Genomic DNA, 24548 nt, shown 5'->3' with positions numbered 1-24548 from the left:
ACTCTTATGAAAACATATATCACATTACTGTTATTGATTTGTTCAATGTCAATTTCAGCACAGCAACCCCTTGACACTATTTACGCCAACGACCAGAAAAACGTTGCCCTGTTTTTTCCAAACCCTATTCGACAAGGAATTACAGGAGCTTCCAATTTTGTATTCACCTATAATCGTGAGAAAGAGCAGTATTTCGGTTTGTTACAGGCGAAGCCTGGAACAGAAAGCAACCTATTGACCGTTACAAGTGATGGTCGCGTTTATTCTTATATTTTGAAATATTCTGAAAAACTTCCAGAACTGAATTATTTTATCAATGAAAATGAAAGCATTGGCAGTGAACTTCCGGAAAAGATTAAGCAGAAGCCAGAAGTTAAACCGTTGAACGAATATGCAAATAGAATAACACATTTTCAAAAATTCAGCGAGTATTTATTAAAATCCAACTTTGAGCGTATTGAAACCAAACGCAAAAAAGGAATTAAAGTCCAATTACAAAAAATAGCGTATGATGCTTCTGAAGTGTATTTGGTTATAGAGGTCAAGAACAGGTCTGGAATCGATTTTGAAATTGACTACATTAAAGTTTATAGAACCAACGGAAACAAAAAGCGTAAAGCCTCTTACCAAAGATTACAACAAGAAGTTATTTACAAACACAAAATGCCATATTCCATTACTGATGGAGAAAGTCAATGCTTTGTGTATGTAGTTCCAAAGTTTGTTTTAGGCGACAACGAAAAGTTAATGCTGGAGCTGAAGGAGCTAAAAGGGAGCAGAAAAATGATTTTGGAAACCAAAATTTAAGAGGTGTTTATCACCTCTTTTTTTTGTGATTAAAAAAGTATCTTTGTTATAAATATAACAAATTTATTGACAACTAAAATTAGAATGAATAACGAACAAACCGCAATACGAACAACTTATTTCAGCATAATTGGGAATACTGCTTTAGCCTTAATTAAAGGACTTGCGGGATTTTTTGGAAATTCTTATGCTTTAATTGCAGATGCGATTGAATCGACAACGGATATTTTTGCTTCATTTTTAGTTTTATTAGGTTTTAAATATGCAAAACGACCAGCGGACGAAAATCATCCCTATGGACACGGCAAAATTGAGCCATTAATTACCTTTGGAGTTGTTACATTCCTTGTTGTTTCTGCCACAATAATCGCCTATGAAAGTATTCAAAACATTCAAACACCTCATAAAATCCCGAAATCTTGGACTTTGATTGTGCTAGGTCTAATAATAGCTTGGAAAGAAATCTCATTTCAAATTGTAATTAAAAAAAGTAAACAAACAAATAGTTCATCATTAAAAGCAGATGCTTGGCATCATAGAAGTGATGCCATAACTTCGGTAATGGCCTTTATCGGTATTTCGATAGCAATCATATATGGAAAAGGTTATGAAACAGCAGATGATTGGGCTGCCTTATTCGCTTCTGGATTCATTTTATATAATAGTTATTTAATATTACGTCCAGCTTTAGGAGAAGTTATGGACGAACAACTTTATGACGAACTGATAATTGAAATTAGAGAAAAATCAACAGAAGTTCAAGGTGTTTTAGGAACAGAGAAATGTTTTATTAGAAAATCCGGAATGAAATTCCACGTGGATTTACACGCAATTGTGAATAATGAAATTTCGGTAAAATCTGGTCACGACATTGCTCATAAGTTAAAAGACCATTTACAAAAAGAAATACCGAATTTAGGACACATACTAATTCATATTGAACCGAATTAATAAAAGCAATATATTCATAAAAATTGTCTATTCTGATAAGCAAAGAAAAGTTACTAATCTTTCCTATCCGTTTTAAAACCAATTCGTTCCCTGTTATGCTGTTCAATCTGTACCTTGTCCTTTTGCAGTAAATAATTCAAAGCCTGATGAATGTCCTTAAATTTGATATTCATTTCTTTTTCAAGTTGGGCTATATGTTCTTTAAGGTTGCTATAATCTGTAAGATGCTGCCGTAACGCTACAAATGCACGCATAATAGATATATTTACGTCAATGGCCTTGTCGCTGTTAAGTACGCTAGAAAGCATTGCCACGCCCTGTTCGGTAAAGGCAAACGGAGTGGCAGGACTAAATTTAATGTTCTCTGGAAGGTTGTCACAATTTGTGATAACCTCTTTCCACTCATCTTTTGAAAGCTGAAACATAAAATCATCGGGGAAACGTTTAAGATTACGTCTAACCGCTTGTTTTAGTACTCTAGTTTCTACTTCATAGAGTTCAGCAAGGTCAAAATCAAGAATAACTTTGTTTCCTTGAATATTATGGATTTTATTTTTTATTATAGATAGTTCCATTGTATTTTTAATTAACTGGAATTATGAATTTTGAGAAACCACTTTAGAGATAGATTCATTTTCTATCTCATTGAATTGAGCCCTTAATTTTTGCATATCATCACTTACTTTACGTTCAATGACTTTAGCATAAATTTGGGTTGTAGATATTCGGGAGTGACCCAACAATTTTGAAACCGTCTCAATGGGCATACCATTACTTAATGTAACCGTTGTAGCAAATGTATGTCGGGCAATGTGGAAAGTAAGGTTCTTTTTAATACCACAAACATCAGCAATTTCCTTTAAATAAGAATTTAGTTTTTGATTTGAGATTTTAGGAAATATACTTCCTTGTGATATTGATTTACGGTTGCTCTTGTATTTTTCAACAATTTGCATCGCCTTTGGCAACAAAGGTATTCGTATGGGCTTTGTCGTCTTTTCCCGTTTGTAATAAATCCAAAGTTCGCCATCGATGCCAATACAGATATTATCCGCAGTTAAATGGATGACATCGATATAACTTAAACTGGTATAGCAACTAAAAACAAACAAATCCTTTACCAATTCCAATCTTGGAATGCTAAATTGTTTATTTTCTATCTCTTGAAGCTCTTCGAGACTTAAAAAGCCTCTTTCGTTTTTAATGAATTTAGATTTGAAATTGATAAATGGGTCGCGTTGAATCCAACCCAATTTAAACGATAAATTTATCATCTTTCTAAAACGCTCGATATGCTTCATTACGGTATTGTTGCCCATTGGCTTTTGATGGTCTTCTGGTATGTAGTCCCGGAGATATTTCTCAAACTTTATGATAAAGTGATAATCAAGTTCCCGTAAATAAAGGTCTGTGGTCTTATAGGATTTCGATAAAAATTTGGAGATATAACTCTGTGTAGTGTAATAATTTTTTTGTGTTCCCCACTTTAATTTGTTTACCATATCTTCATTATGGTAATTGATAATATCTGTAATGGAACGATTATTTTCGTCATTACCGAAATATCGAGCCTTAACGACCTGTGCGGTAATCAATTTATGCTCATTCATTAAATCGCGATAACATTTAAACAGATGATTGTAAGTTTCATCTAAATAACTGTTTAGAATTCTTGATTTCTGATTTGTTCCCCGAGCTCTGTTTTTATGGACATCCCAATCAGACACTAAAACTTTTCGTTTTAGACTGATGGTAGCTCGCTTGCCATTTACCGTAATTCTTGCGTAAATAGATGCTTGGTCATTTTTTGCCCTGGAGAAGTCCGCCCAGAACAAAATACTGAAGGTGGTAGATGTTTTCATTATTTCGTCTTTTAGTTAACAATAATTCGTTGTTATCAGACGAAAGTCAAATCACTTATAAAGATACATTTATTTATTGATTAGCAGACCGTTGGTCATAAATCTGGTCAACACTTTTTGAAATTTTAATTTGTTATCCGATTTGTTGACATTTTTAATCAAAACATATCAATTCTTATGATATTCTTAAAAACAGAAAAACCTGAAAATCATACGATTAACAGGTTTTTGTTATAGATTGATACTATAATTTGTCGGGGTGGCAGGATTCGAACCTGCGGCCTCCACGTCCCAAACGTGGCGCGATAACCGGGCTACGCTACACCCCGAATTGATTATCATTTCCTAAAAGGACTACTTTTTGGAGGTGCAAATATATATCTTTTCTTTAAACTAAAACTAAAATTTCAATTAAATTTTAAAAAAGCCTGCTACAACACTTAAAAACTATTAAAGACCAAAACATTACACTTTATTTTTAATTTTAATTTTAACATAATAAATCAAACACAAATTCATATTTGTTCATTAAATAACCATAATTAGTACTAAGTTAGGTTCATTTTAAATTTGACAATTAATACGTTATAAAAATGACAATTAGATAACTTAGAATTATTAAATTTGTCCTCTAAGATTTAATACAAGAATATGCTTATAATTGGAATTGCAGGTGGTACTGGTTGTGGAAAAACAACCGTTGTTAATCAAATTTTAAATCAATTGCCTGAAGGCGAAGTTGGGATAATTTCTCAAGATTCGTATTATAAAGACACAAGTCATTTATCCTATGACGAACGAATAAAAATTAACTTTGACCATCCAAGATCAATAGATTTTGATTTATTAGAACAACACCTTAAAGAATTAAAAGATGGGCAAATTATTGAACAACCTGTATATTCTTTTGTAAAGCACAATAGGACAGGTGATACTATCAAAACAAAACCCAGAAAAGTAATGATAGTAGAAGGTATTTTGATATTAACACATCCTGAATTAAGAGAGATGTTTGACATTAAAATATTTGTTCATGCCGATAGTGATGAGCGATTAATTAGAAGATTAAAGCGAGATATTTCTGAACGCGGAAGAGATATTGACGAAGTTTTAGCTCGTTATCAAAACACGTTAAAACCAATGCACCAGCAATTTATCCAACCTATGATGGAGTATGCTGATATAATAATACCAAACAACAAATATAACACTGTCGCTGTGGATATTGTTAAAACTATAATTAACGAAAAACTACAATAATATTTATAATGAAGTGGTACAAAAACATATATATCATTATCCTTATCAGTTTTTGTGTATGGATGATTTTTTTTGACACCAATTCATTAATTAGTCATCATGAAGTCAACCAAGAATTTAACAAACTGGAAGACGAAAAAGAGTACTATAAAAAAGAAATTGCTAAAGATAAAAAAGCTATAAAAAAATTAAGTACTGAAGATGGCTTAGAGACTTTTGCAAGAGAAAAATATTATATGAAAAAAGAAAACGAAGATATTTATATCATCGAATATGAAGACAGTTTAAAGACCAAAAACAATGACTAAATCACTTTTTTCGGCATTTGAAAAAGTATCCTCTAAAGCTTGGAAACAAAAAATTCAGGTTGATCTTAAAGGTGCTGATTACAACGATACACTTATTTGGAAAACGACCGAAGGTATAGATGTGCGCCCATTTTATCATCAAGATGAAATGGTAGAGACAATAAAATTACAACCACAACAATGGTCGGTCGGTCAAATTATTTTTGTTCAAAATGAAAAAGCATCTAACATTAAAGCTTTAGATGCAATTGAAAGAGGTGCAGAAACTATCAAGTTTATTATTCCGAATAAAGATATTTCAGCAGTAAATACATTAGATAATATTGATGTTAATACAACTAACATTCAGTTTGAATTACTTTTTTCAGATTCAGAATATATTAACAATTTAAACACAATTTCATCTACAATACAAGTATTAGTAGATCCCGTAGGACATTTAGCAACCACCGGAAATTGGTTTGAAACCACTAATAACAACTTGGTTTTATCAAGTCAAATTACTGTTAACACCACAACTTACCAAAATGCTGGCGCTTCAATCGTACAACAACTGGCTTATGGATTAGCACATTTAAATGAGTATTTTAACGACAACTCTAATAATAGTACAAATTTAGAAGTTGTGCATTTTAACATAGCTGTAGGCACTAATTACTTTTTTGAAATCGCTAAACTTAGAGCTTTACGTGCTTTGTATAATACTTTAGCTTTAGAGTATGATTGTCAAGCGCAACTATTTGTTAATGTAATACCAACTAAACGTAATAAAACTATTTACGATTATAACACCAATATGTTACGTACTACTACGGAGTGTATGAGTGCTATATTAGGTGGAGCCAACACTGTTTTTAACTTACCATATGATGCAATCTACCATAAAGACAACGAGTTTGGAGAACGCATTGCACGTAACCAATTATTAATTTTAAAAAACGAAAGCTATTTTGATGCGGTTAACAATGCTTCAGATGGAAGTTATTACATTGAGACATTAACATCTCAACTAGCAGAAAAAGCATTAGTTCTTTTTAAAGATATTGAAGCCAATGGAGGTTTTCTTGCTCAGTTAAAAGAAGGCACAATTCAGAAAAAAATAAAAGAAAGTGCTAACAAAGAACAAGAATTGTTTGACAGTGGAAAAATCACATTATTAGGAACAAATAAGCATCCTAATAAAAATGACAGAATGAAAGATGAATTAGAGTTATTTCCGTTTTTAAAAACCAATCCAAGAAAAACTCTAATTATTCCTATAATAGAAAAAAGATTAGCCGAAACATTAGAACAAAACAGATTAAAAACAGAATAAATTATTATTTAATTATGAACACACGTATTTTTAAAATAGTATTAGTATTGATTATAACTTTAAATGTTAGTTGTAAAAAAACTGAGGTAAAACTAGCTGAATATAAATACGAAAGCCTTCCAGAAACTATAACTTGTAATTCTGGCTATGACAACTTATTAAAAGAAGCGCTTTATACATTTGAGGAAGATATCGTTAATAAATACGATTCTAAAAACAAAAACAAGTTAAGAGCATACAGAGCCTACATTAGCAATTTTATTTCAAACAGAATTGCCTTAGAAGAAACCATAACTCCACACTCAAAAGCAGTTTATGATGTATTAAAATCTAAACAAGATTTATGGAATAACAACCAATTAAATTATAATAATACGGTTGTAAAATGTATTATAGACAACATGAAGGATAAAGGTTTACAACAAACCTTAAATGCTTTGATAAGCACTAATAGTATGGACTCTCAAATATTTGCTGCTCCTTTAAGAAGCAACACCTCCTACTCTAGAGATACTAATTTAGCAACAATAGTAGCTTTGGAGCTTTATTTTTCAAAATTTAATTCTATTGATTTTACAACATTGGACCTAACAGTAAATCAACCTAAGGATCAACCAGTAGATTTTAATAAAAGACCAATAACTGCTCCTGCAAAAAGTACAAAGGAAGTTGATCATACTGGTCATGACCACGATTAAAAATCATTGTAAATGATTTAATATAATAGTGCAAATCCAATAAACAGTGTCAAATATGTCAAGAAAAGACCTTCAACATATACAATTAAAAACAGATAATAAAAGCGATAAGCCTTTAGCTAATATCCCTTTTTTAACTGCTGAAGATATACCTGTTAAATCAAAATATACTAAAGATGATTTGAATGAGGTTAATCATTTAGATTTTGTTGCTGGATTAGCACCAAACCTTCGTGGACCTTACAGTACAATGTATGTTAGAAGACCATGGACCATACGTCAGTATGCTGGTTTTAGTACTGCAGAAGAAAGCAATGCATTTTATAGACGAAATTTAGAAGCTGGTCAAAAAGGACTATCCGTAGCTTTTGACTTAGCCACACATAGAGGTTATGATTCCGATCACGAACGTGTTGTTGGTGACGTTGGTAAAGCAGGAGTTGCAATAGACTCCGTTGAGGATATGAAGGTTTTATTTGACCAGATTCCGCTAGACAAAATGTCGGTTTCTATGACTATGAATGGTGCAGTATTACCAATCATGGCATTTTATATTGTTGCTGCAGAAGAGCAAGGCGTTAAGCCAGAGTTGTTAGCAGGAACCATACAAAACGATATTTTAAAAGAGTTTATGGTACGTAACACGTACATCTACCCTCCTACACCATCAATGAAAATTATTTCGGATATTTTTGAATACACCAGCAAAAATATGCCAAAATTTAATAGTATAAGTATATCAGGATACCACATGCAAGAAGCAGGTGCTACTTGTGATATTGAGTTAGCTTACACATTAGCAGATGGTTTAGAATATATTAGAAAAGGCTTAGCTGCTGGAATGGATATAGACACTTTTGCACCAAGACTATCATTTTTCTGGGCAATAGGCATGAACCATTTTATGGAAATAGCAAAAATGCGTGCAGCACGTATGCTTTGGGCAAAACTAGTCAGTCAATTTAATCCTAAAAACGAAAAAAGTTTAGCCTTACGTACACATTGTCAAACAAGTGGTTGGAGTTTAACAGAGCAAGATCCATTTAATAACGTAGCACGTACAACTATTGAAGCTGCTGCAGCTGCATTTGGTGGGACGCAAAGTTTACACACCAATGCTTTGGATGAAGCTATAGCTTTACCAACAGATTTTTCGGCACGTATTGCACGAAACACTCAAATATTTTTACAAGAAGAAACTAATATTACAAAAACAGTAGATCCTTGGGCTGGAAGTTATTATGTAGAAAAACTAACTCATGATATTACAGAAAAAGCATGGTCTTTAATTGAAGAAGTCGAAGCACTTGGAGGTATGACAAAAGCTATTGAAGCTGGTATACCTAAACTTCGTATTGAAGAAGCTGCAGCACGTAAACAAGCACGTATTGACTCAGGTCAAGACATAATTGTAGGTGTTAATAAATATGTTTTAGAAGAAGAGGATGCTATTACAACCTTAGAAGTAGATAATCAAACTGTACGTCTACAACAAATTGAGGGTTTAGAAAAAATTAAAGCCGAGAGAAATACTGCTAAAGTTACCAAAGCGTTAGCAAATTTAACCGAAGCTGCAAAAACAGGTGAAGAAAATTTATTAGCTTTAGCAGTAATAGCAGCCAGAGAACGCGCTACTTTAGGCGAAATAAGTGACGCATTAGAAGCTGTTTTTGGACGTTATAAAGCACAAATTAAATCTTTTTCAGGCGTGTATAGTAAAGAAATTAAAGACGACAAATCTTTTGCAAAAGCAAAAGCACTAGCAGATCAATTTGCAGAGCAAGATGGTCGTAGACCTCGTATTATGATTGCAAAAATGGGACAAGATGGTCATGATCGTGGTGCTAAAGTGGTTGCTACTGGCTATGCAGACGTTGGCTTTGATGTGGATATTGGACCTTTATTTCAAACACCACAGGAAGCAGCTAAACAAGCAGTAGAAAATGATGTACATATACTTGGTGTATCATCATTAGCTGCTGGACATAAAACTTTAGTACCTCAAGTTATTGAAGCACTTAAAAATTATGGTCGCGAAGATATTATGGTAATTGTAGGCGGTGTTATACCTAAACAAGATTACCAATATTTATTTGATGCTGGAGCTGTTGCTGTTTTTGGACCTGGTACTAAGATTAGCGAAGCTGCGATTAAAATTTTAGAAATTTTAATCGATTAAAATAATATGAGTCTTTTAAAAAATTCCTGTTTAGCCATATTCACGTTAGTTTTAATAATTTCATGTTGAATTAGTAATGTTACTGGCAATAAGCGTGCTTCTGTTATTTCAACTAATAACATAAATACAACTTTTAATAGTGAGTACAAGCGTCATGTAAAAGAGTATTATGGCCAAATTGAAAGTAACGAATATGAAGTCATACGTAAAAAAATAGAGCAAGAATTACCATATCAAATTTCACCACAAAACGCTGTTTTAATCCATTTTAGACAACAAGCAAATAACTGCATTTCCATGTATGAAAATGGATCAAATTATTTAAAAAGTTTAAATTTAATTTAAAAATGTCTTCTAAAATTTCAAAAGGTCAAGGTTTATCGGACTTTTTTATATTTACTAAAGATGCTTATTTATTAGATCAAATAAACATGAAAAAGAATTTCATCATGGATTCTGGTTTCTTCTCAAATAATATTTTTACTGAACGCGAAATGTGTTCAGCCTTCATTATTATTAAACCAGACGGAAAATTCTTAAAATATTATGGCGAAGATTATTATACTAAAATTAAAGATTTTTTAAAAGTTGACTAACAACCAAATAATAAATATTTAAACTTTATAAAGTTATCTTAGCGTAATACAATATAAAGATAAATATACATAAGTTTAATTGTGTCTTATCCAAAAAATAAAAAGCTACTAAAGCGCTAAGCCACTCTATATCTTCAATTTAAAACTTTAAAAAGAACAAGTATTATAGTAGATACAACTGTTAGTTTTAAAGTTTGATTAAGTGTTAACAACTAACATTTCATTTCCTCATAAATAATTGTATTTTTACGCTGGACTTTTAGCTTTAGTTAAAAGCTAAATTTCAATTAAAACCAATTTAAATTAATGGGTAAAATAATAGCAATTGCCAATCAAAAAGGTGGTGTTGGTAAAACAACAACCTCTGTTAACTTAGCTGCATCTTTAGGTGTTTTAGAAAAAAAAGTGCTTTTAATTGATGCAGATCCACAAGCTAATGCAACGTCTGGTTTAGGAATAAATGTTGAAAATGTAGACATTGGTACCTATCAATTATTAGAACACACAAACTCTGCAAGAGAAGCTATTGTTAAAACTGAAACACCAAATCTTGATATTATTCCAGCTCATATTGACCTAGTCGCTATTGAGATTGAATTAGTGGATAAGGATCAGAGAGAATATATGCTTAAAAAAGCATTAGCAGAGATTAAGGATGATTATGACTACATCCTTATTGATTGCGCACCATCATTGGGTCTTTTAACCCTTAACGCTTTAACAGCTGCAGACGCTGTAATTATACCAATCCAATGCGAATATTTTGCACTGGAAGGTTTAGGTAAATTATTAAATACAGTAAAAAGTGTTCAAAAAATACACAATCCAGAATTAGATATTGAAGGCTTGTTGTTAACCATGTACGATTCGCGTTTACGTTTATCTAATCAAGTGGTGGAAGAGGTCCAAAAACATTTTAATGACATGGTTTTTAAAACCATTATACAACGTAACGTTAAACTAAGTGAAGCACCAAGTTATGGAGAAAGCATTATAAATTATGATGCTTCTAGTAAAGGTGCAAGTAACTATTTAAGTTTAGCTAAAGAAATTATCACAAAAAACTCCTAATTTATGGCGAAGGCAACCAAAAAACAGGCTTTAGGACGTGGACTTTCAGCATTACTAAAAGATCCAGAAAACGATATACAATCTGCAAAAGATAAAAACGCAGACAAAGTAATAGGTAATATAGTCGAGTTAGATTTAGACTTTATTGAAATGAATCCATTTCAGCCTAGAACAAATTTTAACGAAGAAGCTTTACGTGAATTAGCATCTTCTATTAAAGAGTTAGGTATCATACAACCTATTACTGTAAGAAAATTAGGTTTTGAAAGCTACCAATTAGTTTCTGGAGAGCGTCGTTTTCGTGCTTCAAAATTAATAGGATTAGAAACAGTTCCTGCTTACATTAGAATAGCAAACGACCAAGAAAGCCTAGAAATGGCATTGGTTGAAAACATACAACGCCAAGATTTAGACCCAATTGAGATTGCTTTAAGCTACCAACGTTTAATTGACGAAATACAATTAACACAAGAGCAAATGAGCGAACGTGTTGGTAAAAAGCGTAGTACTATTGCTAACTATTTACGTTTATTAAAACTAGATCCAATCATCCAAACCGGAATGAGGGATGGATTTTTATCCATGGGACATGGTCGTGCAATTATAAATATTGAAGACCAAAATATTCAGTTAGAGATTTACGAAAAAATATTAAGTAATAAATTATCTGTAAGGGACACTGAAACCTTAGTACGAAACTACAATACAACTAACGAAGTAAAGACGCCTGTTAAAAAAGAAGCAGAAGAATTACCAAAATATGTTAAAAAAGGGGTTGCAGCATTTTCAGAATACTTTGGTCATAAAATTGACGTTAAAGTAGCTAGTAACGGAAAAGGGAAAATAACCATTCCGTTTCATTCTGAAGAAGATTTTAATCGTATTAAAAAGTTAGTTGAAGGTGATAAATAAGTCACACATACTTGTTATTATATGCTGTTTTATTTGTGCACTATCTTTTGCACAAGAAGGCTCGGATTCTACGAAAGTAGAAATAGAAAACCTACCTGATACCAAAGTATTAAAAACAAAGAAGAAAAGTAAAAAAGAAAAAGCTGTCATAATAGACTCTACTGTCTTAAAACAAGTTAAAGAGTATGACCCATTGGCTCCTTCTAAAGCTGCTTTTTATTCAGCTATTTTACCTGGTTTAGGTCAAGCATACAATAAAAAATATTGGAAAATTCCTATCGTATATGCTGCAATAGGAACAGGTGTATATTTTTATTTAGATAACAATAAGCAGTACAATCGTGTTAGAGATGCTTACAAAAGACGTTTAGCAGGTTTTAGCGACGACGAGTTCCAGAACAGACTAACAGATGATGGTTTACGTGAAGCACAAAAAGGTTATAGAAGAAATAAAGAACTATCTTTATTAGTAACCTTTGGCTTATACGCTTTAAATATTATTGATGCCAATGTTGACGCACACTTGCTGCAATATAACATTAGTAATGACTTAAGTTTAAGACCTCATTATAAAATTGAAGAATTTGACAACGTTGGACGCGTTGGTCTATCTTTAAATTTTCAATTTTAAAAAAAACTATTTCATGAAAATCGCTTTACTAGGCTATGGGAGAATGGGAAAAGCAATAGAAGCTATTGCATTACAACGTGGACACACCATAGTAATAAAAACATCTCAAGATAAAGATTACGATATTACCACTGCAGATGTTGCAATTGACTTTAGTGTACCATCAGCTGCATATAATAATATTAGCAATTGTTTAAACCACAATGTTCCTGTTATATCCGGAACTACTGGATGGTTAGAAAAATACAACGCTATTGTTTCGCTTTGCGAAAAACAAAAAGGAGCTTTTATTTATGCTTCAAACTTTAGTTTAGGAGTAAACATTTTTTTTGAACTTAATCAATACTTGGCCAAAATGATGGCTAAATTGGAAGATTACAAAGTAGATATTGAAGAAATTCATCACACACAAAAACTGGATGCACCAAGCGGAACAGCTATTACTTTAGCCGAAGGTATCATACAAAACAATAAGGCTTACAACAATTGGGAACTTGATAAAGCTAAGGACGCTAAAACCATTGCTATAGAAGCAAAACGTATAACAGATGTACCTGGAACACATATTATTAGCTACACTAGTCCAATAGATACCATAAAAATTGAACACGAAGCACATAACAGACAAGGTTTTGCTTTAGGTGCTGTGATAGCTGCAGAATGGATTATAGATAAAAGTGGTGTATTTACTATGAAAGATGTGTTAAATATTGGGTCACTTTAATAATTTTAATAACATTTGTAACTAACAACTAACCAATAGTCTTTTAGACCATTACATAACTAAAACAATATGGACGTAACACAGTGGATTATATTTTTCTTTGTCATTCAAGTATTACATGGATTAGCAACTTGGAAACTATACATTAAGGCAGGAAGACAAGCTTGGGAGGCTTTTGTACCTGTTTACAATGCTATTGTTTTAATGAAAATTATAAATAGACCTTGGTGGTGGACCATTTTACTATTTTTACCAATTGTTAATTTAATTTTGTTTCCAGTTGTTTGGGTTGAGATTGCTAGAAGCTTTAAAAAGAATACTGCTTTAGACACCTTTTTAGCTATTTTTAGTCTAGGTTTTTATAGCTTTTACTTAAACTATGCTGCTAAAGACCTACATCACGTTAAAGACCGTAGTTTACAACCAAGAACAGAGTTAGGTGATTGGGTAAGTTCTATATTATTTGCAGTTGTGGCTGCTACCATTGTACACACTTATTTTATACAACCTTTTGTTATTCCTACTTCATCTTTAGAAAAAACATTATTAGTAGGTGATTTTTTATTTGTTAGTAAAGTACACTATGGTGCACGTACACCAGAAACAACTATTGCTTTACCAATGATTCATGATGCTATTCCTGGCACATCAACACCTTCATATTTTAAATTTCCACAATTACCTAAATTTAGATTTCCTGCATTTCAATCCATTAAACGCAACGATATTGTAGTTTTTAATTGGCCTGTAGATACGTTAGTTGATATAAATAATGAAAATGGTGGTGTTAGATATAAACCAGTTGACAAAAGAACCAATTACGTAAAACGTTGTGTTGGATTACCAGGTGATACACTATCAATTAAAGAGGGTTATGTATATATAAATGGTAAGAAAAATGAATTACCAGACAGAGCTAAATTGCAGTTTTTTTATAAAGTTATTCTTAATGATGTTTCTGCTGAATCTATTTACCAAAAATACGGTATTACTGAAAAGTATGAGCGTTACGTCTTTAAAACCTCTGCTAATAATTGGAATAAATCTGAATTTCAGAATTACTTAAAAGTAAAAAAGATTGGAACAGAAGTACTTAAACAAGATTCAACTGAGGTTAGGTTTTTATCAAATTTAGATCAAAAATCGTTTGATTTACTAAAATTAGAAATTGCTGAAAAAGCACTATACGTTAACTTAACAGAGGATTTAGCTAACATAATGACTAGCGATCCAGATGTTTTAACTGTAACCAAAGACCTATCAAATAGTACTACCGAAAACATTTTTCCAAAATCACAAGGTTACACTTGGAATCGTGACTTTTTTGGTCCAATTTACATTCCTGAAGCAGGAAAAACTATAGCACTTAACTTAGACAATTTACCGCTTTATAAACGTGCTATTACAGCCTATGAAGGCAATACACTTAAAGTTAAAGGGAATCAAATTTTGATTAATGACAAAGTTGTAGACTCTTATACCTTTACTGAAGATTATTATTGGATGATGGGAGACAACAGACACAACTCGCAAGATGCTAGAATGTGGGGATTTGTACCCTTTGATCATGTCGTTGGAAAACCTGTATTAGTTTGGATGAGTTGGGACTCTAACGCTAAAGGTATTAACAAAATACGTTGGAATAGATTATTTACTACTGTTGGTGGTAATGGAAAATTAACCTCATACTTCATTCCGTTTTTAGTGTTATTAGGTTTAGTTATTGGATTTAATAAATACAGAAAACGTAAAAAAGCATAATTAAAATATTAGAAAATTTTCTAAATTTTAAAATAGATTGTACTAATTAATGGACATATTACTTCATCCTACATATTTTCCATGCATTGCGCAGTTTACTGCTATAGTAAATGCTAATAGTGTGACGTTTGAAATTAATGATAATTACCAAAAACAATCCTACCGAAACAGAGCCTACATTTATGCAGCTAATGGTAAATTACAATTAAGCGTACCAGTAATACATAGTCATAAAGAACGTCAGTTATACAAGGATGTAAAAATAAGTGATCGCGAAAAATGGCAGTTATTGCACTGGAAAAGCTTAGAATCTGCCTATCGTACCTCTCCTTTTTTCGAGTTTTATGAAGATGAATTACGACCGCTTTTTAAATTAAATTCTGATTTTATATTTGACCATAATTTAAAATGTTTTGAGGTAATAACTGAGTGTTTGCAATTAGATATAAAGCCTCAATTTACTACCTTGTATGAAAAAGTTCCAGAAACTCTAACAGATTTAAGGTTTTTAACTAACGCAAGACAAGAACAGCCTAAAGTATTTGAAACCTACAATCAGGTTTTTACTGAAAAACATGGCTACATTAACAACCTAAGTATTTTAGACTTACTTTTTAATGAAGGTACAAATGCGTTACCCTATTTAGAAAACCAAATACAACCCTAAATGTATAAAGATATTATACATTATGGTATTCATTTTATAGTTCCTGTAATCGTTGCATTATTGTTTTTTAAAAAGCATTGGAAGTACGCTTTAGGGATTATGTTACTAGGCATGTTAATTGACTTAGACCACCTACTAGCAACACCTATATTTGCGCCTAATAGGTGTAGTATTAATTTCCATCCACTACACTCCTATTACGCTATAGTCCTTTATATCGCTTTACTATTACCTAAAAAAACAAGACTTATTGGATTAGGCTTAGTAATACATATTATTGCAGATTTTACAGACTGCATGATGATGACTTGGTAACGCTTGATTACAGTTCAACTTTATTGAAAACAGTTAAAAACTAACTTTAGTCATTATTGGATAATGGTCAGAATATTGCACATCAAAGGTTTTAAAACTATTGACAGTCCACGATTTATCTACCAATATAAAATCTATCCTTAACGGAAAAAACTTAAAATTATAAGTACGTCCAAAACCATTACCTTGTTGCTTAAACGTATCTTTCATGTCATCTTTTATAGCATTATATACATATGAAAAAGCAGAATTATTGAAATCTCCGGATATAATCACTTTATAAGGACTATTGTTTTTATGTTCTAAAAATAATTCGGTTTGTGCTTGTTGAAGCTTAAACGTTTTACCTATTCCGTTTAATAATTTTTCTGAATTTTCTGTTGTTAAACTCTGCACTCTAGGGTCAATCCTTAGCGATTGAAGATGTAAATTATAAACTCTTATAGTATCTTTTCCTTTAACTATATCTGCAAAAATGGCATTATTAGCTGTGTTTGGGAAGTTAACAGAACCTGAATTTATAATAGGAAACTGAGAAAAAATAGCTTGACCTAATTTAGTCTTTTTACCTTCTAATTTTTGATAATTGTATTTATAAAACGAAAAATCAATATTATCCTGAGGATGATACTCTTGAATACATAAAATTTGAGGACTTTGCTCCTTAATAAATTGGACTATCTTTAAATCTATATCCTTTTCTGGAATCCAATCATAGAGATTAAATAAACGCACATTGTAATTCATTATGGAAAGACTTTCCTCTCCAACTTCTTCCCAATTAGAAAACTTATACAATGATCCAAATAAAAAATAACCAATAGAAATAACCACTAAAGATAATAGTAGTTGCTTTTTAATTTTAAACAACCAATACACAAAAAATAAAACGTTAAGTAATATTAATAATGGTACACCTAAACTTAACACAGAAAGTGTTGCAAAAGTATTTGGTGGTATATTGGGCAAAACATAGGAAAGTAATAACAAAAAAGCCACAATGGAATTGATGATAAAAACAACTTTTTCGAAAAATCTTAAGTTTTTCATAAGCACTAATTAGTGACTATTTTCCTGTTTTAAATAAATATTCTTTTTCTTCTTTAGACAAACTATCATAACCACTTTTACTTATTTTATCTAAAATAGTATCAATCTTTTTCTGGTTATTAAATTGATTAAATTCTTCTTTTTTATAACCTGCTACTTTACTTTTTTTATGAACCGTTTTCATTTTCACTTTTTGTTTAGCTTTAAACAAAGCACTAAACCAATCCATAAAACGTCCAAATCCAGTCCCAATATCTTGACCTTTGACTAATTGTTTAGCATACACATAACCTAAAATAGCTCCTCCAATGTGTGCTAAACTTCCTCCTTGGTTATTACCATTTACTATACCTAAGATATCTAAACCAACTAAAACCGCTCCTATCCACCAAAGCTTTAGATTAAATGTAAAAAACCTTATGTCTTTATTAGGCATATAAGCACAAATAAATATTAGTAAGGCTCTAACACCTGCTGATGCGCCTAAAACATAAGCATTAGCAGAAAATATATTAGGAAAAACATTGTAGCCTAATAAAAACACTAATCCACCTGTTATAATACCCATAAAATAGATATTTAAAGACATTTTAGGACTAAATAGGTTTAACATCATACGACCTAAAAAGTAAAGCCATAACATATTAAATAAAAGGTGTAAAAAATCAAAGTGCAAAAAACCATAACTCACAATAGTCCATGGTTTAATTAAAAAGGCCCAAATATTACTTGGCAAATAAATATAAGAAAAAACAGTAGGTATCACTTTTCTAAATAGAACTGCAAACAGAAAAACAATAACATTTACTGCTATAATTTTTTCTAAGACATTAAGCCTAGCGTATTTATATTTAAGTTGTTCTATTTGGTTCATTTTATCTATCCCAACGGTTTTTATTAAATTGTGTTTTACGCCAATACCACATAATTATAAAACCTATAATTGCTCCACCAACGTGAGCCAAATAAGCTGTATTACTTGGGCTAAAAAAGGACTGTCCTGTAAACGCTGAAATAACATCTAAAAGTATTATTCCTGGAATAAAATATTTAGCTTTTATAGGGATTGGTAAAAAGATCATCATTAGCTCTGCATTTGGATTCATCATACCAAACGCTGCAAGAATACCCATAATACATCCTGATGCACCAACCATTGTACTATTGTGGATTAAGACATTGGTTTCAAATAATGCTTGATATGATGCTTGATTAATTAAGCTAGCATTAATGTTATTTTCAGCTAAATAAGCGAATAATTGCTCCTTTAAAAGCTGTCCAGTATATTGATTACCATCTAAGATATTAAAATTAATAATGTCATTAATTGCTGTTTTACTTAAACCAGATTCCATCAAACTTTTTAAAGCAGGAAGATAATCCCAATAATAACCTGCTAACTGGAACAATACAGCTCCTAATCCAGCAGAGAAGTAAATGAATAAAAATTTATTTCGTCCTAAACGCGCCTCAACAGGTCCACCAAACATCCATAACGCAAACATATTAAATAATAAATGCGTAAATCCACCATGCATAAACATGTGTGTTACAACTTGCCAAGGTCTAAAAGTATCGCTAGCAGGAAAATGCATTGCAAATAAATCGTAAAACAAACGACCATCTCCAACAGTCATAGTACCAATAAACATAAGTACGTTTATGATAATTAAATGTTTTACAGTATCTGTTATTCTCATCATACTTTACATAAATTTTTTCTCTAACTCATCCACAGACATTGTAATAAATGTGGTTCGGTTAGTAGGTGACACATTAGGTTCCTTACAAGCAAACAAACGGTTTACTAAATGTTCTTGCTCTGTGTTGGTTAATGATTGTCCTGTTTTTATAGCTAAACTTTTAGCCATAGATTTTGCTAATAAGTCTGTTGCAGAAAAGTTACTATCTGGTACTTCGTTTTCAACATCACTTATTAATTGCTCTAAAATAATAGATACTTCGCTTTCAGGAACATTAACTGGTACACCTGTTATTTCTACTGTTTCATTTTTAATAGACTGAAAAACAAACCCTGTAGACTCTAAATCATCCTTTAATTGATTAATCAGTGCTATTTCTTGCATTGAGAAGTGTAACTCCAACGGAAACAATAATTGTTGGCTAACCCCTTCTTTAATTGTAATGTGTCTTAAATAATCTTCATACAGTACACGTTGATGTGCACGATGTTGATCAATGACTAACATTCCTGATTTAATTGTACTTATTATGAACTTATTATTTAATTGGTAGGTAGATTGCTTAGTTTCTACTTCATTTTCATTTTTAAAAAAGCTTTCGGTATTTGGTTCGCTTTCAAAATGCACTTCGCTAAATTCTGTATTGGTTTTAGTGCCTTTAGACTCTAACCCAACATACAGACTTTCCCAACTTGCAGTAGTTACTGGTTCTTTTTTATAATTAGTTACATTTTTAACTTTAGGTGTATCCTCTTTAAATGGATTAAATGAGCGATCCACTTCCACGCTTGGCATCCCTTTTTGTTGATAGCTATATGGTGTATCCAAATTAGCATCTCTGTCAAAATCAAGTACTGGAGCAATATTAAACTGTCCTAAACTATGCTTAACAGCAGACCTTAAGATAGCGTATAATGTATGCTCATCATCAAACTTAATTTCGGTTTTAGTAGGATGAATATTAATATCAATAGTTTGCGGATTTACCGTCAAATTTAAATAATAACTAGGTTGCGCACCATCTTTAAGTAAGCCTTCAAAAGCTGAATTAATAGCATGATTTAAATAGGCACTTTTAATAAATCGGTTATTGACAAAGAAAAACTGTTCGTTTCTAGATTTTTTGGCAAACTCTGGTTTACCAACAAAACCTGAAATGGTCAACACTTCGGTAGCTTCCTCAACAGGTACTAACTTTTCATTAGTTTTAGTCCCAAATATATTTACAATACGCTGTCTGTAATTGCTTTCAGGAAGATTAAAAGTCTCACTTCCATTACTAAACATAGAAAAGCTAATAGATGGATGTGCTAAAGCGACACGATGAAACTCGTCAATAATGTGTCGTAATTCTACAGTATTTGACTTTAAAAAATTACGTCTTGCTGGAATATTAAAAAATAAATGTTTAACGGATAGTGATGTTCCTTTTGGTGTCACAACAACTTCTTGCGACTTAACCTCACTACCTTCAATAATAATTGAAGACCCTAAATCCTCATTCTCTTGCTTAGTTTTAAGCTCGACATGTGCAATTGCAGCAATACTTGCTAAAGCTTCTCCTCTAAATCCTTTGGTATGTAGTTGAAATAAATCTTCTGCAGATTTAATTTTTGATGTGGCATGACGCTCAAAACTTAATCTAGCATCAGTAGTACTCATCCCTTTACCATTGTCTATAACTTGGATTAAGGTTTTACCAGCATCTTTAATTATTAACTTAATAACTGTAGCATCTGCATCAATTGCATTTTCCAACAGCTCTTTTACAACAGACGCTGGACGTTGTACAACCTCTCCTGCTGCAATCTGATTGGCAACATGGTCTGGTAATAGTTGAATAATATCTGCCATAAGTCTAATTAGGGAAGAAAATAGATAAATCGAAACCTATAATTAATAAAAATAAAAACACTAAAACAGCAACAATCAACACAATTCTACGGTTGGCTGTTTTATCTGTATTGTTTTTTAAATCTTCAATAGCATTATTAAATTTCTGTTTTAAGTTAGGATTATCACCAACTGTAGTTCTGTGCTCGTCAAACTTGTGTTTTATTTCAAATGGATTACCTTCTCCTTTATAAAAACGAGGTGTGTAATCAAATTTTTTATTTTTTCGTTTGGAGAGAAATCCCATAGTAAAAGATTTACTTTATTTTAGTTTCTAAATAATACATTAAAGCAGCCAAAAAAAGTAATACTCCAACTAGAAAAAATAATGTATTACTTTTTTTAGAATTAGTCTTAGATTTTCTTGAACCATTCCAGCTAGTATTTAAACTCTCTTTTAGCTTTACAGCTGAGTTTTCTTCTTTAGAAAAACGGGATTGGTAGTTAAATTTTTTATTTTTCTTTTGACTAAACAAGCCTTTACAGTTTTAATGTGATTAATATCCAAAAATACTGAAAATACTACAGAAAGACTGTTTAAGAATGCTAAAAAATGTTAACAGAATTTAGGCGTTTTTACGTAGAGTCGCCATTTTTAAAGCTGCAACTGCTGCCTCAACACCTTTATTACCATGTTTACCGCCAGAACGATCAATAGCTTGTTGCATTGTATTATCCGTCAATACACAAAAAATTACAGGTGTATCTGTTGTAACATTAAGGTCTTTAATACCTTGGGCTACCGCATCACAAACAAAGTCAAAATGTTTAGTTTCACCTTGGATTACACTTCCTATTGCAATTACAGTATCAACGTTTTGTGCTATCATTTTTTTTGAACCGTAAATTAACTCGTAACTTCCTGGTACATCCCAAACCAAAATATTATCTGGTTGCACATTATGTTCTAAAAGTGTGCTTTTAGCACCTTCTAACAACCCTTGAGTGATATTGTCATTCCATTCTGAAACAACAATCCCAAACCGAAATTGCTTTCCGTTTGGGATTGATGCTTTATCGTATGCAGATAAATTTGTTGTTGCCATAAGCTTATTTAGTTAGACATTGCTTGCGCTTTTCCAATAAACACTTCTGCTTGAGTAGCTTCTGGTGAGTTTGGATAGTTGTCTTTAATTTTATTAAAAAAGTCTAATGCTTTAGATGCTTTACCTAAGTCTAAAGCAGTAATTCCTGCTTTGTATAGGTATGTTGGAGCTGTAAATTGGTTTTGACGTAAGTTAGCAGCTTGTGTGTAATAATCTAATGCGTTTTCTTTGTCTGTTAATTGTACAAAAGCATCTCCAATTGCGCCTTTTGCCATAGGTGCTAGAGCTTCGTCTTCACTTTCAAACTTATCTAAATAAACAATTGCTTGTTCATAGTTTTTAATATTTAAATAAGCCATTCCTGCATAATAGTTAGCTAAGTTTCCTGCTGCAGTACCACTATATTGGTCTGCAATGTCAATCATACCTAATTTACCTTCTCCTCCTTTTAAAGCTAAATTATACAATGAATCTTGTGCTACACTAGATGTAACTGCTTCATTAAAGAATTTTTGTGCTTGGTACATTTCATTCATTGCTTCACCTTGCTTAGGCTTAACAATAAATTGTTGGTATACTAAATAACCTAAAGCTAATGCAGCTACAACACCAATAATTATAAAAATGTTTTTCTGATTTTTTTCTACAAACTCTTCTGCTTTGTTTGCAGATTCGTCTAATGTATTAAAAACTTCAGCAGTTGTTGAGCTTTCTTCAACTTCTATTTCCTTTTCTACTTTAGTATTTGGTTTGTATCCTCTTTTCTTGTAAGTCGCCATATTAGTTTTATTAATGCGCACAAAAATATAATTTTTCTTCAGAAATAAAAGGTTATTATTTGATAATTTTCAATAATTTGCACATCCTTATTAGACTACCTTAATTAAAACCCTATCTTTTAGCAATAACTACATGATTTTAAAATCTTTAGCGCTTTTAAACTATAAAAATTTCGACTCAAAATCATTCGAGTTTAACCACACTATTAACTGTCTTGTTGGTAATAATGGTGTTGGAAAAACCAATGTATTGGATGCAATCTACCATTTATCCTTTGGTAAAAGCTACTTTAATCCTGTAGCATCACAGAATATTAAATATGACGAAGAGTTTTTTGTAATTAATGGTGAATATGACAAAGATGAAAAAACAGAAAACATTGTAGTAAGTCTAAAAAAAGGACAAAAAAAAATTATTAAAAGAAACAGTAAAGCTTACGACAAGTTTAGTGATCACATTGGTTTTTTACCTTTAGTAATAATAAGTCCAGCAGATAGAGATTTAATTATTGAAGGAAGTGATACCAGACGAAAATTTATTGATAGTGTAATTAGTCAAAGCAATAAAAGCTACTTAAATAATTTAATTAATTACAACAAGATACTGTCTCAACGCAACTCATTGCTTAAATATTTTGCTGCTAATCACACTTATAACAATGACACTGTAGATGTTTACAACCAACAACTACAACAATATGGTACACACATTTTTGAAAAGAGAAAACAATTTTTAGAATCGTTTATTCCTTTATTTAAAGCTAGATATAAAGCCATTAGCAATAATAATGAAGAAGTTAGTTTAAATTATAAAAGTGACTTGTTTGAGGATAGTTTGGAGCAACTTTTAAAAAAAACAATTAATAAGGACAAGGCGTTACAATATACTAGTGTTGGAGTACATAAGGATGATTTAGAATTTAATATTGGTGATTATCCAATTAAAAAATTTGGAAGTCAAGGTCAACAAAAATCATTTTTAATTGCGCTTAAACTAGCTCAGTTTGACAGTATAAAAGCCATTAGTGGTGATAATCCAATTTTATTACTAGACGATATCTTTGATAAATTAGACGAAACACGTGTTGCACAAATTATTAAATTAGTTAATGATGAAAATTTTGGACAAATTTTTATTAGTGATACTCATGCCGAACGCACAGAAAATGCAGTTAAACAAGTACATCAATCGTATGAAATATTTAAACTATAACATGAAAAAGGCGTATTACTTATTATTAATAGTATTTTTTGGATGCTCAAAAAATCCTGAAGATTTAAAACAACATCTTTCTGGATATTGGGAAATAAATGAAGTAACCTTAAGTAATGGTACTAAAAAAGTGTATAATGTAAATGAAACTATAGATTATATCAATATAGACAAAGACACTGTCGGATTTAGAAAAAAACTAAAACCAAACTTTAATGGGACTTACCAAACCTCTAAAGATGTAGAACATTTTGTTTTTAAAATAGAAAATGACAGTTTAAATCTTTATTACAAAACACCTTTTGCTACTTGGAAAGAAACCGTTTTACATGCAAGCAAAGACAAATTACAAATAATGAATCAAAATAAAGATTTATATTTATATAAACGCTACACACCTATAACAATAGACTAATGGCAAAACGAAATAACGACTTACTAAACATATCTGACGCATTAAAAAACTTTGTTACAGAAAACAATCTAGAAAAAGGATTGGATAAAGTTAATGTTAAGGACGCTTGGGCAAAATTAATGGGTAACGGAATTAACAATTACACTACAGCAATCGAGCTTAAAAAAGACATACTATATGTACAACTTAGCTCAAGCGCATTAAGAGAAGAGCTTAGTTATGGTAACCAAAAAATTATCACCTTATTAAACGAGGAACTTGGTAAAGAAATAATTAAAAAACTGATATTGAGATAATTAAATTTTATACTGCCAAAATAAATTTTTCAAAATAAATTAAAATAAACTTTTAGATATTATTAAATATTATATCTTTGAGACATTATTAACAAA

28 protein-coding genes and 1 tRNA gene are annotated in these 24548 nt (G+C 31.2%); 18 read left to right on the top strand and 11 right to left on the bottom strand.

Annotated features, from left to right (window positions below; genetic code table 11):
* Positions 1–6: 6 nt before the first annotated feature.
* Complete coding sequence (locus M890_RS0100490; protein WP_027126729.1) at positions 7–807, top strand: DUF4138 domain-containing protein; 801 nt, start codon at positions 7–9, stop codon at positions 805–807.
* A gap of 84 nt (positions 808–891) precedes the next feature.
* Positions 892–1758, top strand: coding sequence for a cation diffusion facilitator family transporter (locus M890_RS0100485; RefSeq protein ID WP_025743359.1), 867 nt, complete (start codon positions 892–894; stop codon positions 1756–1758).
* 53 nt (positions 1759–1811) lie between these two features.
* Here M890_RS0100485 and M890_RS0100480 read toward each other — a convergent pair whose 3' ends face one another.
* The 3 genes from M890_RS0100480 to M890_RS0100470 all read right to left on the bottom strand — a co-directional run bounded on the left by M890_RS0100480 (position 1812) and on the right by M890_RS0100470 (position 3949).
* Positions 1812–2333, bottom strand: a complete 522-nt coding sequence (locus tag M890_RS0100480; protein WP_025743358.1) for an ORF6N domain-containing protein — start codon at positions 2331–2333, stop codon at positions 1812–1814.
* 21 nt (positions 2334–2354) lie between these two features.
* Positions 2355–3620 (bottom strand): site-specific integrase, encoded by a 1266-nt coding sequence (locus M890_RS0100475; protein ID WP_025743357.1) that lies wholly within the window; start codon positions 3618–3620, stop codon positions 2355–2357.
* Positions 3621–3874: 254 nt separating this feature from the next.
* Positions 3875–3949 (bottom strand) — tRNA-Pro (locus M890_RS0100470).
* 322 nt (positions 3950–4271) lie between these two features.
* On the opposite strand from M890_RS0100470, the gene udk reads away from it, so the two are divergent.
* The 13 genes from udk to M890_RS0100400 all read left to right on the top strand — a co-directional run bounded on the left by udk (position 4272) and on the right by M890_RS0100400 (position 16057).
* Entirely contained in the window at positions 4272–4880 is a 609-nt protein-coding gene (gene udk / locus M890_RS0100465) for a uridine kinase (protein WP_028281640.1), read from the top strand.
* An 8-nt stretch (positions 4881–4888) separates the two neighbouring features.
* Positions 4889–5188 carry an FtsB family cell division protein gene (locus M890_RS0100460; protein WP_036596978.1) on the top strand — a complete coding sequence of 100 codons (300 nt, stop codon included), beginning with the start codon at positions 4889–4891 and terminating at the stop codon, positions 5186–5188.
* Positions 5181–6503 carry a methylmalonyl-CoA mutase subunit beta gene (locus tag M890_RS0100455; protein WP_028281638.1) on the top strand — a complete coding sequence of 441 codons (1323 nt, stop codon included), beginning with the start codon at positions 5181–5183 and terminating at the stop codon, positions 6501–6503. The genes M890_RS0100460 and M890_RS0100455 overlap by 8 nt, the downstream gene beginning before the upstream one ends.
* A gap of 14 nt (positions 6504–6517) precedes the next feature.
* Positions 6518–7201, top strand: coding sequence for a hypothetical protein (locus tag M890_RS0100450; protein WP_028281637.1), 684 nt, complete (start codon positions 6518–6520; stop codon positions 7199–7201).
* Between the two features lie 55 nt (positions 7202–7256).
* Positions 7257–9380 carry a methylmalonyl-CoA mutase gene (scpA, locus tag M890_RS0100445; RefSeq protein WP_028281636.1) on the top strand — a complete coding sequence of 708 codons (2124 nt, stop codon included), beginning with the start codon at positions 7257–7259 and terminating at the stop codon, positions 9378–9380.
* A 347-nt stretch (positions 9381–9727) separates the two neighbouring features.
* The gene (locus M890_RS0100435; protein ID WP_028281635.1) at positions 9728–9976 is read left to right on the top strand and encodes a hypothetical protein; all 249 of its coding nucleotides are present in this window, start codon (positions 9728–9730) and stop codon (positions 9974–9976) included.
* Between the two features lie 306 nt (positions 9977–10282).
* Positions 10283–11047, top strand: a complete 765-nt coding sequence (locus tag M890_RS0100430) for a ParA family protein (protein ID WP_028281634.1) — start codon at positions 10283–10285, stop codon at positions 11045–11047.
* 3 nt (positions 11048–11050) lie between these two features.
* The gene (locus tag M890_RS0100425) at positions 11051–11959 is read left to right on the top strand and encodes a ParB/RepB/Spo0J family partition protein (protein WP_028281633.1); all 909 of its coding nucleotides are present in this window, start codon (positions 11051–11053) and stop codon (positions 11957–11959) included.
* The gene (locus tag M890_RS0100420) at positions 11949–12590 is read left to right on the top strand and encodes a DUF5683 domain-containing protein (protein WP_028281632.1); all 642 of its coding nucleotides are present in this window, start codon (positions 11949–11951) and stop codon (positions 12588–12590) included. The genes M890_RS0100425 and M890_RS0100420 overlap by 11 nt, the downstream gene beginning before the upstream one ends.
* Positions 12591–12603: 13 nt before the next feature.
* A complete protein-coding gene (dapB, locus tag M890_RS0100415; protein WP_028281631.1) occupies positions 12604–13314 on the top strand; it encodes a 4-hydroxy-tetrahydrodipicolinate reductase in 711 nt (236 codons plus the stop codon).
* A gap of 69 nt (positions 13315–13383) precedes the next feature.
* Positions 13384–15075, top strand: coding sequence for a signal peptidase I (lepB, locus tag M890_RS0100410; RefSeq protein WP_028281630.1), 1692 nt, complete (start codon positions 13384–13386; stop codon positions 15073–15075).
* Positions 15076–15124: 49 nt separating this feature from the next.
* Complete coding sequence (locus M890_RS0100405; protein ID WP_028281629.1) at positions 15125–15742, top strand: WbqC family protein; 618 nt, start codon at positions 15125–15127, stop codon at positions 15740–15742.
* Positions 15743–16057: a DUF6122 family protein gene (locus M890_RS0100400; protein WP_028281628.1), complete on the top strand. Its 315-nt coding sequence runs from the start codon at positions 15743–15745 to the stop codon at positions 16055–16057.
* Positions 16058–16090: 33 nt separating this feature from the next.
* Here the strand turns inward: M890_RS0100400 and M890_RS0100395 are convergent, their stop codons facing one another.
* The 8 genes from M890_RS0100395 to M890_RS0100360 all read right to left on the bottom strand — a co-directional run bounded on the left by M890_RS0100395 (position 16091) and on the right by M890_RS0100360 (position 22528).
* Positions 16091–17107, bottom strand: coding sequence for an endonuclease/exonuclease/phosphatase family protein (locus M890_RS0100395; RefSeq protein WP_028281627.1), 1017 nt, complete (start codon positions 17105–17107; stop codon positions 16091–16093).
* Positions 17108–17123: 16 nt separating this feature from the next.
* Positions 17124–17981, bottom strand: a complete 858-nt coding sequence (locus M890_RS0100390; RefSeq protein ID WP_028281626.1) for a rhomboid family intramembrane serine protease — start codon at positions 17979–17981, stop codon at positions 17124–17126.
* Between the two features lies 1 nt (position 17982).
* The gene (locus tag M890_RS0100385; RefSeq protein ID WP_028281625.1) at positions 17983–18810 is read right to left on the bottom strand and encodes a rhomboid family intramembrane serine protease; all 828 of its coding nucleotides are present in this window, start codon (positions 18808–18810) and stop codon (positions 17983–17985) included.
* Between the two features lie 3 nt (positions 18811–18813).
* Positions 18814–20664 carry a DNA mismatch repair endonuclease MutL gene (gene mutL / locus M890_RS0100380; protein WP_028281624.1) on the bottom strand — a complete coding sequence of 617 codons (1851 nt, stop codon included), beginning with the start codon at positions 20662–20664 and terminating at the stop codon, positions 18814–18816.
* A gap of 4 nt (positions 20665–20668) precedes the next feature.
* On the bottom strand, positions 20669–20950 hold the full coding sequence (locus tag M890_RS0100375) for a hypothetical protein (protein ID WP_028281623.1): 282 nt from the start codon (positions 20948–20950) through the stop codon (positions 20669–20671).
* A 10-nt stretch (positions 20951–20960) separates the two neighbouring features.
* Positions 20961–21179 carry a hypothetical protein gene (locus M890_RS0100370; RefSeq protein WP_028281622.1) on the bottom strand — a complete coding sequence of 73 codons (219 nt, stop codon included), beginning with the start codon at positions 21177–21179 and terminating at the stop codon, positions 20961–20963.
* 90 nt (positions 21180–21269) lie between these two features.
* On the bottom strand, positions 21270–21749 hold the full coding sequence (gene ribH / locus M890_RS0100365; protein WP_028281621.1) for a 6,7-dimethyl-8-ribityllumazine synthase: 480 nt from the start codon (positions 21747–21749) through the stop codon (positions 21270–21272).
* An 8-nt stretch (positions 21750–21757) separates the two neighbouring features.
* Positions 21758–22528, bottom strand: a complete 771-nt coding sequence (locus tag M890_RS0100360; RefSeq protein WP_028281620.1) for a tetratricopeptide repeat protein — start codon at positions 22526–22528, stop codon at positions 21758–21760.
* A gap of 133 nt (positions 22529–22661) precedes the next feature.
* Here M890_RS0100360 and recF point away from each other — a divergent pair, with 133 nt between their 5' ends.
* The 3 genes from recF to M890_RS0100345 are packed head-to-tail and all read left to right on the top strand — an operon-like array spanning position 22662 to position 24452.
* Complete coding sequence (recF, locus tag M890_RS0100355) at positions 22662–23741, top strand: DNA replication/repair protein RecF (protein WP_028281619.1); 1080 nt, start codon at positions 22662–22664, stop codon at positions 23739–23741.
* A complete protein-coding gene (locus M890_RS0100350) occupies positions 23722–24156 on the top strand; it encodes a lipocalin family protein (protein WP_224740599.1) in 435 nt (144 codons plus the stop codon). Before recF ends, M890_RS0100350 begins: the two co-directional genes overlap by 20 nt.
* Entirely contained in the window at positions 24156–24452 is a 297-nt protein-coding gene (locus tag M890_RS0100345; RefSeq protein ID WP_028281617.1) for a DciA family protein, read from the top strand. The genes M890_RS0100350 and M890_RS0100345 overlap by 1 nt, the downstream gene beginning before the upstream one ends.
* Positions 24453–24548: the final 96 nt, after the last annotated feature.

The sequence above is a fragment of the Olleya marilimosa CAM030 genome (assembly GCF_000518485.1).
Classification (GTDB): Bacteria; Bacteroidota; Bacteroidia; order Flavobacteriales; family Flavobacteriaceae; genus Olleya; species Olleya marilimosa.
Note: the sequence above shows the minus strand (reverse complement) of the source record. Positions and strands in the feature narration are given on the sequence as shown.